This window comes from Accumulibacter sp. (assembly GCF_032229525.1).
Lineage (GTDB): Bacteria > Pseudomonadota > Gammaproteobacteria > Burkholderiales > Rhodocyclaceae > Accumulibacter.
On record NZ_JAVTWB010000268.1, the window covers coordinates 9,623 to 24,357 of the forward strand.

At 61.6% G+C, this 14,735-nt stretch carries 15 protein-coding genes; 14 read left to right on the forward strand and 1 reads right to left on the reverse strand.

All coding sequences use genetic code 11. The features are described 5' to 3' along the window. Window positions 1-791 (forward strand): DUF3365 domain-containing protein (locus tag RUW20_RS21050; RefSeq protein WP_313954177.1); only part of this gene is annotated, 791 nt, incomplete at its 5' end. A 189-nt stretch (window positions 792-980) separates the two neighbouring features. After that, window positions 981-2,390, forward strand: coding sequence for a serine/threonine-protein kinase (locus RUW20_RS21055; protein WP_313954178.1), 1,410 nt, complete (start codon window positions 981-983; stop codon window positions 2,388-2,390). A gap of 259 nt (window positions 2,391-2,649) precedes the next feature. On the opposite strand, the gene RUW20_RS21060 is transcribed toward RUW20_RS21055, so the two are convergent. Further along, on the reverse strand, window positions 2,650-3,117 hold the full coding sequence (locus RUW20_RS21060; protein WP_313954179.1) for a hypothetical protein: 468 nt from the start codon (window positions 3,115-3,117) through the stop codon (window positions 2,650-2,652). Window positions 3,118-3,401: 284 nt separating this feature from the next. Between RUW20_RS21060 and nosZ the strand changes: the two genes are divergently transcribed. From nosZ to RUW20_RS21120, 12 genes are all read left to right on the forward strand, one after another. Then, window positions 3,402-5,699, forward strand: a complete 2,298-nt coding sequence (gene nosZ / locus RUW20_RS21065) for a Sec-dependent nitrous-oxide reductase (RefSeq protein WP_313954180.1) — start codon at window positions 3,402-3,404, stop codon at window positions 5,697-5,699. 81 nt (window positions 5,700-5,780) lie between these two features. Continuing rightward, window positions 5,781-6,095: a c-type cytochrome gene (locus RUW20_RS21070; protein WP_313954181.1), complete on the forward strand. Its 315-nt coding sequence runs from the start codon at window positions 5,781-5,783 to the stop codon at window positions 6,093-6,095. A 155-nt stretch (window positions 6,096-6,250) separates the two neighbouring features. Beyond that, window positions 6,251-6,979, forward strand: a complete 729-nt coding sequence (locus RUW20_RS21075) for a c-type cytochrome (RefSeq protein WP_313954182.1) — start codon at window positions 6,251-6,253, stop codon at window positions 6,977-6,979. Between the two features lie 195 nt (window positions 6,980-7,174). Further along, on the forward strand, window positions 7,175-8,164 hold the full coding sequence (locus RUW20_RS21080; protein WP_313954183.1) for a hypothetical protein: 990 nt from the start codon (window positions 7,175-7,177) through the stop codon (window positions 8,162-8,164). Between the two features lie 4 nt (window positions 8,165-8,168). Continuing rightward, the gene (gene nosD, locus RUW20_RS21085) at window positions 8,169-9,593 is read left to right on the forward strand and encodes a nitrous oxide reductase family maturation protein NosD (RefSeq protein ID WP_313954184.1); all 1,425 of its coding nucleotides are present in this window, start codon (window positions 8,169-8,171) and stop codon (window positions 9,591-9,593) included. Beyond that, complete coding sequence (locus RUW20_RS21090; RefSeq protein WP_313954185.1) at window positions 9,590-10,495, forward strand: 4Fe-4S dicluster domain-containing protein; 906 nt, start codon at window positions 9,590-9,592, stop codon at window positions 10,493-10,495. The genes nosD and RUW20_RS21090 overlap by 4 nt, the downstream gene beginning before the upstream one ends. Beyond that, entirely contained in the window at window positions 10,495-11,457 is a 963-nt protein-coding gene (locus tag RUW20_RS21095; RefSeq protein ID WP_313954186.1) for a NapH/MauN family ferredoxin-type protein, read from the forward strand. Before RUW20_RS21090 ends, RUW20_RS21095 begins: the two co-directional genes overlap by 1 nt. Before the next feature lie 12 nt (window positions 11,458-11,469). Then, window positions 11,470-12,342, forward strand: coding sequence for an ABC transporter ATP-binding protein (locus RUW20_RS21100; protein ID WP_313954187.1), 873 nt, complete (start codon window positions 11,470-11,472; stop codon window positions 12,340-12,342). Between the two features lie 13 nt (window positions 12,343-12,355). Then, window positions 12,356-12,829, forward strand: a complete 474-nt coding sequence (locus RUW20_RS21105) for a nitrous oxide reductase accessory protein NosL (protein ID WP_313954188.1) — start codon at window positions 12,356-12,358, stop codon at window positions 12,827-12,829. Between the two features lie 10 nt (window positions 12,830-12,839). Beyond that, window positions 12,840-13,667, forward strand: coding sequence for an ABC transporter permease subunit (locus RUW20_RS21110; protein ID WP_313954189.1), 828 nt, complete (start codon window positions 12,840-12,842; stop codon window positions 13,665-13,667). A 13-nt stretch (window positions 13,668-13,680) separates the two neighbouring features. Further along, window positions 13,681-14,181: a TlpA disulfide reductase family protein gene (locus tag RUW20_RS21115; RefSeq protein WP_313954190.1), complete on the forward strand. Its 501-nt coding sequence runs from the start codon at window positions 13,681-13,683 to the stop codon at window positions 14,179-14,181. Window positions 14,182-14,362: 181 nt separating this feature from the next. Beyond that, the coding region (locus RUW20_RS21120) for an endonuclease domain-containing protein (RefSeq protein ID WP_313954191.1) at window positions 14,363-14,735 on the forward strand (373 nt) is incomplete at its 3' end.

The following is a 14,735-nucleotide window of genomic DNA, read 5'->3' on the forward strand; positions in this document are numbered from 1 at the left end:
GTTTGCTCGACGAGAACGCCAAGCAGGAGACGCTGCGTAACGCCGGCCTGATGATGGAGTCGGCGCTCTCGGTGCGTGGCTACACGGTCAAGCAGGTGAAACCGCTCCTGGTCGCGCAACTGGCAACGACGTTCCTGCCGCAGACCGTGCCGGCCTACGCGGCGACGGAGATCTTCAACAACCTGCATGCCAAATATCCGGACTTTCGCTACAAGGAGGCGACGCTCAACCCGACCAACCCGCGCGACCGCGCGGCCGACTGGGAGAGCGACATCGTGCAGAAGTTTCGCGGCGATGAAAGTGTCAAAGAACTCGTCGGCGAGCGTGAAACACCGACGGGCCGCATGCTCTACATCGCGCGGCCGATCACCATCAGCGACCCCGCCTGTCTGGCTTGCCACAGCGTTCCCGCCGCGGCACCGCCGTCGATGATCAAGATCTACGGTGACAGCAACGGCTTCGGCTGGAAGCACATGGAGACCGTCGGCGCGCAGGTCGTCTCGGTGCCGATGTCGTTACCACTGGCCAATGCGCAGCACACCTTCAAGACTTTCATGCTCTCGCTCGGGGGCATCTTCCTCGCCACCTTCGTCGTCCTGAACATCATGCTTTCGTCCCTGATCATCCAGCCCATCTCGCGGATGTCGGCGGCGGCGGACAAGGTCTCTACCGGTGACTTCGAAGTGCCGGAGTTCCCAGCCAGCGGCGGCGACGAGATCGGCGTGCTCGCGAGCTCCTTCAATCGCATGCGCCGCAGTCTGGAAAAGGCGATCAAGTTGATCGAGTCCTGACAGCCAGTGAGCAAGTCGTTACCAGCAGCGCTTGATGCGGAACAGCGGGGAGGGCGTTCTTCCCCTGGCCCGGGCAGCGGCCGATGCGACATCCCGCCTGGGCGGGTGAGGCGTTGGCCAGTGGGCGACAAAGCGCATCGGTTGCGCGGTAAAGTGACTCATGGCCTCTGAGCGAGGAGAGCGTAGCTCATGACCCTCCCGGAACGCATCGGCAAATACGAAATCCGTAGCGAACTCGGCAAGGGCGCAATGGGGACCGTCTACGAGGGTTTCGACCCGGTCATCCAGCGTCCGGTTGCGATCAAGACGATTCTCGCCGAGTACCTGGCGAACGTGGAATCGGCGGCTGCGGTAGCGCGCTTCAAGCACGAGGCGCAGGCCGGCGGCAGGCTCCAACATCCCGGGATCGTTGGCGTGTACGAGTTTGGCGAGGACGAGACGATGGCCTTCATCGTCATGGAGTACGTGCGGGGACATGATTTACGCCACCTTATGCGCAAACGCGGGCGCTTCGAGCTGATCGATGTCTTCGAGGTGATCAAGCAACTGCTCTCTGCGCTCGACTATTCACACAAGCACGGCGTCGTGCACCGTGACATCAAGCCCACCAACCTGATGGTGCTCAGCGGCATGAAGATCAAGGTGATGGACTTCGGCATCGCCAGGATCGAGAACTCGTCGCTTACGCAGGTGGGCACGGTAGTGGGAACGATGACGCATATCTCTCCCGAGCAACTGCTGGGCCTGCCCATCGATGGCCGCGCCGACCTGTGGGCGGCCGGGGTCATCCTCTACGAACTACTCACCGGGCATGCCCCCTTTGTCGCCGAGACGCCTGTTGCGGTGATGCACAATGTCCTGCACCTGGATCCGGCGCCGCCATCCTCAATCGTGCCCGATGTGCCGGCGGTCTTTGACGGGCTGTTGGCGAGGGCGCTGGCGAAAGAGCCGGATGAGCGCTTTCAGACCGCGCGCGACTTCGCCAGCGCTTTGATGGCGGCCTTCGTCAAGAGCAAACCGGTAGTGGCTGGAACTGCGCAGCCCGCTGGCAGCTACGCCGGGCCCACAACCCCGTCCAGGCCGGCAGCTCACGACGGCACAGCCGGCAATTCCGGCAGCAGCTCCATGCCCGGGTCGCAGTCGATGACGCTGCCCCCGGAAATGCTGGCAGAGATCGAGTCCTCGCTGGTCAAGTCGATCGGCCCGCTGGCCAGGCTTCTGGTGCGCAAGAGCGCGATGCACGCCACCAGCGTCGAGGCGTTCAATCTGGAACTTGCCGACAATATTCCGGAAGGCATCGAGCGTTCCGACTTCCTTAAACGCATCGAGCGCCTGGAGAAGTCATCGCCGTCAGCCTCAATCCCGCCAGCGCCAACCAGGCCGCCCGAAAGCAATCCGTCGCGACCGACGGCGGTGTTCGATGCAGAAACACTTGTCGCGGCCGAGAAGCGCCTCGCACAGTATGTCGGTCCGCTCGCCAAGGTGCTGGTCAAGCGCGCCGCAAGCACATCAGGTGACGTCAGGGAACTTTACCGAAAGCTCGCCGAGCAGATCGATTCCGGGCCGGAGCGTGCGGCCTTTCTCAAAGGTCTCCAATAGGCCCTGGCCCGCGCGCCGGGTCACGTGGACGACTCCAGGAAATGCCGCTCTCGCGGCGCTCTCTGTGCTCGCATCGTCAGTCGGCCTGAGCTTGAAGAGGTCCTGCTGGTCAATCTCTTCCATCTCGTCGGCCATCAACCCCCCGTTGCCCAAGCCGCTGTTGTCCTTGGCGAGCCCGTGATGCCCTGGCAGTGCTGGTCAATGCGACTTCCTTCCAGGGCTGCCAGCGCTGGCGTGAACCCGCCGCCTCAGCCTGGGTTTACCTGCCGGTGACGAAGCGGAAAGGTACGGCTACCGACGCCTTGCCAGTGTCGACGATCACCGTGGCATCCCATTCCATGGTCCCGGTAATGCACACGGGCAGGCTCGCCTGTCCCGAGAATCGGCTGTTGGCGCCGGCCTGTCTCTTCAGCAGCGGTCGGTTATAGCCCATCTTCATTTCGCTGCCGGCGAAGTCGACTTCGACCTTGCGCACGTCGCTGCCGGTGAACGTGGCCTGCAACTGTAGCGGCTTGAGCGCGGGAATCGGCCGCGGTTCGATCGAAAACTCGAGCTGGCCACCGTCGGGCAAGGTCGCCATACAGGTCTGCTGGCCGAGGTCGCAGCTCGACAGCGGTAGCGCGATATCGGCTCGTGGATTGAGCAGCGGCGCCAGTTTGTAGACGACCACACCGAGCGCGGCAAGTCCCAGCAGAATGGCGGCGTCAAGCAGAAGGTTCTTGGTCATGACAAGCAAGGTCGGGTCGGTGGAGGGGGCCGTGGGGCGACCATTATCTCCCGCGCACAGCGTTTTTTTCGGGCGACAAGGCTGACGCCGACGGCCGCCGCGATCAATGGTGCCGGAGCGCGACGGCGATGGCCCAAAGCGGCGGCTTGGCGAAACTTGATACAACTCAAATTATCGCGCAGCGCTTGTCCGCACAATGTGCGACATATTGCCGCAGTGGCGTCAGGTCATCGGGCAATGGAGATGGCATCGGTAGCCGCCAATTGATCAAAGGGAGAGAGAAGATGAAATTTCGAACAAAGCAGGTCGCGTCGATGCTGCTTGCCGCAGGATTCGGCGTTGCAGCTGCCGGTAGCGCGTATGCTGCCGAGTCGCTGCAGGATGTCATGAAGCGCCGAAGCCTTTCGCAGCAGGATCTGCTGGCGGCCGCCAAGACCTACGTGCCGACCGGGAAGCGCGACGAGTTCATCGCTTTCTCGTCGGGAGGGCAGTCGGGGCAGGTCCTCGTCTATGGCATTCCGTCGATGCGTATTCTCAAGTACATCGGCGTGTTTACCCCGGAACCCTGGCAAGGCTATGGCTTCGACGAAAGCTCGAAAGCCGTTCTGGCGCAGGGCAAGATCGACGGCAAGGACATTACCTGGGGCGACACGCACCATCCGGCGATGTCGGAGACTCAGGGTCAGTACGACGGCCAGTTCCTGTTCATCAACGACAAGGCCAACCCGCGTCTGGCGGTGATCGACCTGCGTGATTTCGAGACCAAACAGATCGTCGTCAACCCGATCTATAAGTCCGAGCATGGCGGTGCCTTCGTCACCCCGAACACCGAGTACGTGATCGAAGCCGCGCAGTACGCGACGCCGCTGGCGAACAAGAAGTTCGAGCCGCTCGAAGAGTTCAACGAGAAGTACCGCGGTGGTGTCACCTACTGGAAATTCGACCGCAAGGCCGGCCGGATCGACCCGTCGCAGTCGTTCTCGATCGAACTGCCGCCGTACAGCCAGGACTTGTCGGATGCCGGCAAGGGGCCGTCTGACGGCTGGTCGTTTACCAATTCCTTCTGTACCGAGCGTTACGTCGGTGGTATCGAAAAAGGTCGCCCCCCGTATGAAGCGGGTTGCTCGGCCAAGGATACCGACTACATGCACGTGATCAACTGGAAGAAAGCCGCCGAACTGGTCGCTGCCGGCAAGGCCAAGAAGATCAACGGCCACAACGTGCTGCCGCTGGACGTTTCGATCAAGGAAGGGATCGTCTTCCTGGTTCCGGAACCCAAGTCGCCACACGGCGTCGACGTCACCCCGGACGGTAAGCTGATCACGGTTTCCGGCAAGCTCGATACCCACGTCTCGGTCTATTCCTTCGACAAAATCATGGCGGCGATCAAGGCCGGCAAGTTCGAATCGAAAGATCCCTACGGCCTGCCGGTGATCAACATGAAGGACGCGCTGCATACGCAGGTCCAGCTCGGCCTTGGCCCGCTGCATACTCAGTACGACGCCAAGCCTTGCGTGGCCTACACTTCGCTGTATGTCGACTCGCAGGTTGCCAAGTGGGACTACTGCGAAGGCAAGGTGCTCGACAAGATCAGCGTGCACTACAACATCGGCCACCTGATGACCATGGAAGGCGATTCCATGAGTCCCAAGGGTCGCTACCTGGTGGCGCTGAACAAATTGTCGATCGACCGCTTTGCCCCCGTTGGTCCGCTGCATCCGCAGAACCACCAGTTGATCGATATCAGCGATGACAAGATGCAGCTGCTGTACGACATGCCCGTGCCCCTGGGCGAGCCGCACTACGTGGTCGCCATCGAAGCCAACAAGCTGAAGCCTGGCGTTCGCTACAAGGTGGGTACCGACAGTCGGACCGACAAGAGGCATGCCGGTGCTGTCCGGGCGGGTGAGGAGAAAACCGTCAGGACCGGCAACAAGGTCGAAGTCTTCGGCACGCTGATCCGTTCGCACATCACGCCGGAAACGATCGAGGCGGAAGTGGGTGACGAAATCATCATCAACCTGACCAACCTCGAGCGGGCACAGGACGAAACGCACGGTTTTGCGGTGTCGACCTACAACGTGCACGCTTCGATCGAACCGGGCAAGACCATTCAGGTCAAGTTCAAGGCTGATAAGGAAGGCGTCTATCCGTACTACTGCACGGAATTCTGCTCGGCGCTGCACCTGGAGATGCAGGGCTACCTGCTGGTCAAGCCGAAGGGCTGGAAGCCGACCAAGACGGCGATGACTGCCGGCACCAACTACAGCGAAGCCGACTACAAGGCGCAGTTGAAGAAGGTCGTCGATACGCAGGTGGTGATCGACTCGGTGGTTGGCTACATCACTGGTGTCAACTACAAGGACTTCCCGGATGTGGTTGCCATGATGGACGACGCAGTCGACCAGTTGGGCAAGATCAAGGACGCAAAAGCCAAGGCCGACGAAGCCGCCGGTAAAAAGGACTGGAACAACGCAGCTTTGTGGACCGAGCAGATCTGGCAGTACCAGGTCAAAGCCGCCGACCTCGGCCTGCGTGCCAAGACTTATCTTGAGCAGAACGGCGCCAAGCCGGTCAAATAAGCTTTTCTGATCTGACGTAAGGCAATACAGCGGGGAGCGGAGTGACTCCGTTCCCCGTTTTCTTATGAAAAGGAAATAAACATGAAGAAGCTGATGGCTGTTGTGGCGATGACGACGCTGGCGACCGCGCCGGTTCTGGCTGCTGAAGACGGCGCCAAGCTGTATGCGGAGAAAACCTGCGCTGCGTGTCACGGCGCGGCAGGCAACAAGACGTTGATGCCTGATTATCCGAAGATCGCCGGACAGAATGCCAAGTATCTCGAAAGGCAGATGCTGGATATCAAGAGTGGCGCGCGTGCCAACGGCAACACGGCAGCGATGAAAGGCGTCATGCCACTGGTCAGCGATGCCCAGATCACGGTGCTGGCTGACTACCTCTCGAAGCTCAAGCCCTGAGCCTTGCCGGGAGGTCATCGCCGACAGGGGCTGAAGGCTGCCGGGCAGGTGAGCTTGCCGCGCGTCGCGCGCATGACTTGATGAGTATCAACGCCAAACGTCGGGCTGCTTGTTAGATTGGTAGCTGTGGTTTCTCAAACACGAGGGAGTGAGCAATGAAGAAATTGATTCTGGCCGTTTCGCTGGCGATGATCGCGGCAGGCGCTGCGCATGCTGGTCCACCGCCACCCAAGGCGCACGGCATCGAGGATAAGTCGTACAAATGGAACGCCCAGGAGGGCGAGAAGATGGAGGCCCTGAAACTCAAGGGCGACAAGACGCGCGGCGAGGAGGGCTACGAGGTCTGCGGCGCCTGCCACCTGCCGTCTGGTGCTGGTCGTCCCGATGGCACCTTCCCGCAGCTGGCAGGCCAGCACACGACGGTGCTGATCAAACAGATGGCCGACATCCGCTCCGGTCTGCGCGATAACCCGACGATGTATCCGTTTGCCGCGACGCTGGTCGATCCACAGGAACTGGCAGATGTGGCGACCTATATCGAATCGCTGTGTATTCCCGTCGACCACGGCAAGTACGAGGGGGTTGACGCGTCGATCCAGTTGGCGACCGGCAAGAAGCTCTACGAGAATGAATGCAAGGAGTGTCACGGGCTGAACGGACAGGGCGTCAAGGAGAAGTTCTACCCGGTGATCGCCGGCCAGCACTACAAGTACCTGCTGCGCCAGATGACCGAGATCCGCGATGGCCACCGCCGCAATGCCAACCCGGACATGGTCAAGATCATCAAGAAGTATGACGACAAACAGTTGGTCGCCATCTCGGCCTATCAGTCCAGCCTGGTCATGCCTGGCAACATGTGCAAGCCGAAGGCGAAGGCCAAGTAAGCCCCCGGGTTTCGCCAGTAGAAAACGAGCGCGTCCTGTCGCTGCCAAAGCCCGCCCGCAGGTTCTGCGGCGGGCTTTAGTTCCCGGCAAGCATAAGTAATGAATAATATTCTGCAGGCCGCCGCCCTACGGCGAGGATGGTCACCGGCGCGGCCGGTAGCGTACGGCACAAGCGCTCTGAACGAGGATTGAACAATGTCAGCCGCAGCACCCAGCAAGCAGAACTTCATCGTTGCTACCCTTACCATGGTCGCCATGGCCTTGATGATCGCCGCTTTTTTTGCGCCGATCTGGTGGGTCTCGCTGACCGCACCGAACTACCCGCCGGATGCCTTCCCCGATGGCATCCGCATCCATTTCCACTTCAATGGCGTCTTCAACGGCTGCAAGGCGGCCGGTAAGGGGACGCGCATGGCCAGCGAGATCATCCAGAAGGATCTTTCGCACGATGACGAGCGCTACAACCCGATCACCGACAAGAACAAGGACCTTAACAAGGGCGCCGAAGGCCTCGACTGTGTGCACGAGATGAACACCATCAATCACTACGTCGGCATGTTCCCGATCGCCACCGGCGCGCCCGTCGAGAAGCCCCTGGCGAAGTTCTTCTTCGGCTTCTTTACGGTGATGCTGTTGGGCTTCATGGTGCCGCGACGCAAACCTCGTCTGTTGGTGCTCTCGGTCGGCTTTGCCGCGGTTGCCGGCTGGATGGTGGTTGACCAGTACGTGATGGGCGGCCTCGCGGCCCATGTCCAGCACTATGTCAGCGAAACGGCGACCTTTTTCAACGAGCCCGAAAAGATCAGGGGATGGGGTGAAAACGTCACCAGCATATCACACGTGGTGATTGCCGGAACGCTGGTCGCCATGCTGGTGGTCCTTGCCGGCGTCGCCCGCATTCCTTCTTTTTCCCTGGTGCTGGCTCTGGTGCCAGCCATGCTGCCGGTTTTCTTCGTCATCACCTACGCGGGCTGGCTGTGGTTCTTCGGCCATAACATGCACCCTTGGGGCGCGTTCACGGTCAAGCCGTTCATGCCGACCGTCTTTGGCGAGGGCAAGGTGGCGCAATTCTCGACCTATTCGTACCCCTATTGGGGCTATGGGCTGCTGCTCGGCGTGATGGTTTGCCTGTTGCTGGCCTTGCTGATCCGGCGCAAGCAGATGCGCGAGGGATCGGCGGAGTAAGGACATGCTTGGCCGCCTGCTCGCGGCCGGACTGGCCTGCGGGCTTGCTCTGGTCGTCTTTCCTTCCCCCGGTGGCGCAGAAGACGCGCTGACCGCGCTGCGCCGTACCGGCACCGTCGGTAGCGGGCGCGTGCTGGCCGACGAGCCGGTCGACTCCCGACTGGGAGGAATGGCAGCGCCGGCCAGCGCTGGCTGGGGTGGGCTCAACGAGCAAGCGCCGATCCCGACCAAGCCGCGGGTGAGCGGGCTGCCGTTCCTGCAGGATCTGATCAACGCCGCACCCGAGGGGTCGGTGCTCGCGCTGAAGCCGGGTAGCTACTCCGGCCCGGTGGTCGTCAACAAGACGCTGACCATCGAGGGCGGGGGAAGAGTGACGATCGATGGTGGCGGCAAGGGAACGGTCTTTGTCCTACAGGCCAGCAACGCCGTTCTGCGCGGTGTGCACTTGACCAACTCGGGCGTTTCGCACGATTCGGATGATGCCTGCCTGAATGTCCGCGGCGATAGAAATGTCGTCGAGAACCTGCGTATCGACGATTGCCTGTTCGGGATCGACCTGAAGATGTCGAACGACAACGTCGTGCGCGGCAACAGCATCCGCTCGAAGCCATTCGACCTGGGTACGCGAGGTGACAGCCTGCGCCTGTGGTACAGCCATCGCAACCTGATTGCCGACAACAACATCGCGGACTCGCGTGACATGGTGGCCTGGTACTCGAACGAAAATCGCTACCTGAACAACGTCGTCACCCGGAGTCGCTATTCGCTTCACTTCATGTTTGCCGCCGACAACATCGTCGAAGGCAACCGCTTCTACGACAACGCCGTCGGCGTCAACGTGATGTATTCCGGTGGTGGGGCGATTCGCAACAATTTCTTCTCGCATGCCAATGGCCCCACCGGTATGGCGGTTGGCTTCAAGGAAGCCTCGGGGGTGCTCGTCGAGGGCAACGAAATCATCTACTGCGGGGTCGGCGTCGGCCTTGACCTGTCGCCCTTCGAACCCGACACGACGATCATCATCCGCGGCAACCGTATTGCCTATAACGGCATCGCGATCAGCTTTCTGTCCGACAAGAAGGGCACCATCATCGAGCACAACGTCTTCGAGGGGAACCTGACGCAGGTGGCCATGGGTGACAGCGGCAGTGCCGACCGCAATCTGTGGCGGGGCAACTACTGGGACGATTACCAGGGTTTCGACAGCAACCAGGACAACGTTGGCGATCGCCCGCATGAGCTTTATGCCTACACCGATCAGCTATGGATGGAGGTGCCTTACGCGCGTTTCTTCCGTAATGCGCCAATGATGGAAATGCTCGATTTTCTCGAACGTCTGGCGCCGTTTTCGACGCCGGTGATGCTGTTGCGCGACGAACAGCCGGTGTTCAACAAGCCCCAGGAGAGCAGCAAGAGGTCTGTCAAATGAACGACAAAAACGAAACGGGAGCTCAGGCGGCCGAGACGGTAGGTGTTTCCCCTGTTGCGGAAGCCGCGCCTGCGGTGGCCAGCACGCGGACTAAGGCGCCGGTGCGCAAGCAGGCCAACCGGCGCAAGTTCATTCGTTCGGTGTGCATGGTTGGCGGTGTGCTCGGCCTGTCGATGCTCGGCTACGTTCCGGTCGCCAGTGCCAGAAAGTCTCGTCTGCGGCCGCCCGGCGCGCTGGAGGAGCGTGATTTCCTGTCCTCATGCATCAAGTGCGGTCAGTGTGTGCAGGTCTGCCCGGTGGCGGCGATCAAGCTCGACGACATCGACCACGGCTTCGGCGTTGGCGTGCCCTATATCGATGCCCGCAAACAGGCTTGCGACTTCTCCTGCGATGCCGTGCAGTGCATCCTGGCGTGTCCGACCGGCTCACTGACCTACACCAAGCCGCCGTCGCTCGAAATTCGCGCCGGCATGCCGCTGGCGCAGGCGCCAGTACTCAAGGCCAAGGAAGACGATCCCGAACCGACGCTGAACCTCAGCGAGCGCATCGGCGTTGCCCGCCTGGCACGGCCCGACGCATGCCTGGCGGTGCAGGGCAAGGGTTTCACCGGGCAAGCGCGGGGCGCGCATTTCCGCGGGCATCTGCGCTACGTGGCGGTCGATCGCTGGAAGCCGATACCGGTGCGCGATCATCCCTACCAGCGCGACCTCTGCGACCTCTGTGTTACCGAGTGCCCGATCGGGGATGCAATCCGCATGCAGGAGTCGATCGCTGCCGACGGCAGCAAGCAGTACCGGCCGCAGGTGCTCGAGCAATGCGTCGGCTGTGGCGTCTGCGAGATGATCTGTCCGGTCGAGCCGGCAGCGATCGTCGTCGATCAACGTCAGCCCTGGAGCGTGTGATGAGCCAGTTTGAACGCATCCGGGTGATGTTCGGCGCGGCGCCGCAGAAGCCGACGCTGGTGACAGCGGAAGCGAAACAGGTACACAGCCTGAAGCGCATGACCAAGGCCGACTTCGAGGCCATCAAGCAGCATGCCCGCGAGCACGAGCTGGTGACGCACAAATGGCGCAACCGGCGGTGGGCGGTATTGGTTCTTGTCAACCTCTTGTTTACCTTCTCGTTCTGGCTTGATATCCAGATCCTCGAAGGTGCGCTGACGGCGTCGCGTTTTGTCGGCTTCCACCTGATCGACCTCAACTCGGCACTGCAGGTGATGCTCGCGCACAAGCACATCATCGTCAATCTGTTCATCGGTACGGCGACTGTCTTCGTTGTCTGGGCAGTGCTCGGCGGGCGTTCGTTCTGCTCCTGGGTCTGTCCCTACCACCTGCTTGCCGAGTGGTTCGAGTGGCTGCATCTCAAACTGGTGAGCAAGAAGCTGGTCAGCGATCACGAGTTCCATCGTGGTACGCGGTCCGTCTTATGGGTCGTCTTTGCCCTACTGGCAGTGCTCAGTGGCTACACCGTCTTCGAAACCATTTCGCCCACCGGCATCCTGTCGCGCGCGCTGATCTACGGTCCGTCGCTGGCGCTGGGCTGGGTCCTGCTGCTGCTCGTTTTCGAGGTGGTCTACTCCCGTCGTGCCTGGTGCCGCTACGTCTGCCCGATCGGTTTGACCTATGGTATGGTGGGCGCGGTGTCGCCGGTGCGTGTCGAGTACCGGCTCGACAAATGCTTTCACGAAGGTGATTGCCGCAAGGTCTGCCTGGTGCCGCACGTTCTCGACGTGGTGATCAAGGGTCGGGCCGCCGACTTGACCACCCCGATTGGACCCGACTGCACGCGCTGCGGTTTGTGTGTCGACGTTTGCCCGAGCGGGGCGCTGGTTTTTGACGTCAAGGGCTTGAGCAAGCTGCTCTGAACAAGGTTGCGAATGATCTGCTTCGAAAATGTCGGTAAGGACTTCAAGAAGAACCGTGTTCTTGACAGCGTCCACCTTGAAGTCGGACTCGGCGAGCGGATCGCGCTGATCGGATCGAATGGCGCCGGAAAAACGACGCTGATCCGCTGCCTGTTGGGCGAGTACACGCATCAGGGAAAGGTGACGATTGACGGGCTGGAGCCGCGTAGCGAGCGCACGCAGGTTCTCGGCAAGGTGGGTTTCGTGCCGCAGTTGCCGCCGCCGCTGAAGATGCCGGTCGGGCAACTGGTCAGCTTCGCGGCCGCCGTATGCCGCTGCGATGCCGGGCGGATGCTGGCTGTTGCGCGGCGCCTCGGGCTGGACGTGGCGCCGATTCTGGCGCGGCCGTTCAACCGCCTGTCGGGGGGGATGAAGCAGAAGTTGCTGATTGCCATCGCTCTTGGCCGCGATGCGCAGGTTCTGGTGATGGACGAGCCGGCGGCCAATCTCGACCCCGAGGCGCGGCATATCTTCTTTGCCCTGCTCGCCGAGCGACTGGAGAAGACGACGATGATCATTTCCAGCCACCGCCTCGACGAGGTTGCGCCGTTGGTCAATCGCGTTGTTGAAATGGACACCGGCAGAATTGTTCTTGACGACCGTGTTGCCGAGGATTCCAAACTCTCGGCCTTGTTTCAGGTGCACCTGACGCTCGCGCGCGCCGACGCGGCGATCGCCAAGACCCTCGTCGCCTGGCAGTTTGCCGACCGCGGCAATGGCGTCGAGTGGCACGGCACCGTCTCCGGGCCTGATCGGCTGCGCTTCATGGGGGTGGTGTCGCGCTACGTCGGCCTACTGTCGCGCATCGAAATGAACGAAGTCGACCCGGCGGTCGTCCTGCAGTGAGGTATTGGGTCAAATGAAACGACGGCGCTTTCTCGAAGTCCTCCCCGCAGCGACCCTCGCTCCCTGCTTTCGGCCGCTGCTCGGTGTCGGCGCGGCCTGGTCCCTGGTTGGTTGTATCGGCGAGCCGAGCAACGGTCCGGCACAGGTCAAGTGGGATCGCGATGCCGACCCGCGCTGCGGAATGATCATCAGCGACAAGCACTTTGCAGCGCAGATCCGTGACCCTCAGGGCAAGCCGTGGAAGTTCGACGACATCGGTTGCGCGCTGTTCTGGTTGGCACAGAGGCCGTTCAACGAGGAGACGCCAAACGCCGAGTTTTGGGTCGCGGACTATCGCATGGGTGGCTGGATCGATGCCCGCCAGGCCCATTATCTGTCAGGAAAGAAGAGCCCGATGGGCTACCAGTTTGCCGCTGTCGCGCGTCCGGAAGCCGATGCGATCTCGTATCAGGAAATGAAACAGCGCGTCCTGGCGCGCGGCAAATGAAGCGGCAGTGATGAATCCACTTCTCCTGACTGCCCGGCTGGACATCGTCGAATCCTTACGCGCGCGCTGGTTCATGCTCTACAGCCTGGTTTTCGGCGGCATCGTCGCGCTGTTGTTCGCCTTTGGCCTGACCGAATCGCGCGTCCTGGGCTTCATCGGCCTGTCGCGCCTGCTGGTTACCTACATCCAGCTGACCATGGCCATTCTGCCGATCTTCGTCCTGATCACGACGGTGCGCTCGGTAGCCGGCGACCGCGAGGCGGGGGTCTTCGAGTACCTGCTGTCCCTACCGGTATCGCTGTCCGCCTGGTTCTGGGGAAAGATCGTCGGGCGCTACGTGACCATCTTCCTGCCGGTCTTCGTGGCCATGCTCGGCGCGGTGCTGTGGGCGCTGTTCAAGAAGATCGAGGTGCCGTGGGGAATGTTCTTCTACTATACCGGCCTGTTGGCGGCACTCGCCTGGTGCTTTCTCGGCATCGGCATGCTGATCTCGACACTTGCCCGTAGCACCGACGTGGCGCAGGGCGCGGCGTTCATGGTCTGGCTGAGCATGCTGTTGTTCCTCGACCTGATCCTGCTCGGGGTGATGATCCAGGGACGGGTTTCTCCGGAGATCGCCGTCGGGATCGCCTTGCTCAACCCGCTGCAGGTTTTTCGTACCGCTTCGCTGGCCATGTTCGACCCGCAGCTGATCGTCCTCGGGCCGTCGGCCTACGTCATTCTCGATCTCTTCGGTAGCAGCGGCTATCGCTTCTATGCCTTGCTCTACCCGGTGGCGATCGGTTCGCTGGCGGCAGTGGTCGGTTATCTGACCTTTCGTCGCAGCGATCTGCCGTGACTACCGCCCGCTGATGAAAAGCCTGTTCGCCGCGCTGCTCTTTGCCGTGCACGCCGTTTCGGCAGGCGCGGGCGAGCCACCGTCGGCGGCGCCGTTGTTTGCCCTGAGCTTGCATGACCTCGATCAGGTGCCGGTGGCGTTGGCGTCGTTCAAGGGGAAGCCGCTGATCGTCAACTTCTGGGCACGCTGGTGCGGCCCCTGTCGCAAGGAGATTCCTGATCTCGCCGATGTGCATGCCAGATTCAGCGCGCGCGGGTTGGTGGTCATCGGCATCGCCGTCGAGGACAGCGACAAGCGTGAGCAGTTGCGCGAGTTCGGGCGAGCCTACGACATGACCTACACCTCGCTGATCGGCGGCAGCGGGAAGAGCATCGAGCTGATGCGCTCGCTCGGCAACAGCAAGTCCGGGCTACCCTTTACCGTGCTCATCGACAAGGATGGCCACATACGCAGCAGCAAACTTGGCGCCATGAGCCGGTCCGAGATGGAGGCAGCGGTTACACCGATCCTGTGACCGCCAGGCGGCGTCGCGGGGAGTGTTACGATTGGGGCTGCAGCAGCAGCCGTGCGCCGTCCGGCTGATGCTGGGTGCATGTTCTGTAGGGTGCAGTGTGCGTGGTGATGTGATAACGCTGGCTTTCCCGACCGCCCCTCTCCCCTTGCGGGAGAGGGGTTGGGGAGAGGGGAGCGCTGCAATGTTCGAACACGACTTCGTCAAGTCCCTGCGGCAGAAAATAACCGAAGGCGAAAACCTGCTGTGGCGTCACCTGCGGGGGCATCGGCTGGGCGGTGAAAAATTCAGGCGTCAGCAAGTGATTGGCCCGTATGTCGTGGATTTCGTGCATTTCGCTGCCCGTATCGTCGTTGAAGCCGACGGTGGGCAAGACAATGAGTCGGCAGTCGACGAGAGACGCGATACGTGGTTGAATTCTCGGGGATTCCGAGTCATGCGGTTGTGGAACAATGAAAGCTTGCACAACACCGATGCTTTCCTGGACGTGGTAATGGCTGCGGTGCAGCAGGCCCCCTCTCCCCCAGCCCCTCCCCCGCGAGGGGGGAGGGGAGCGT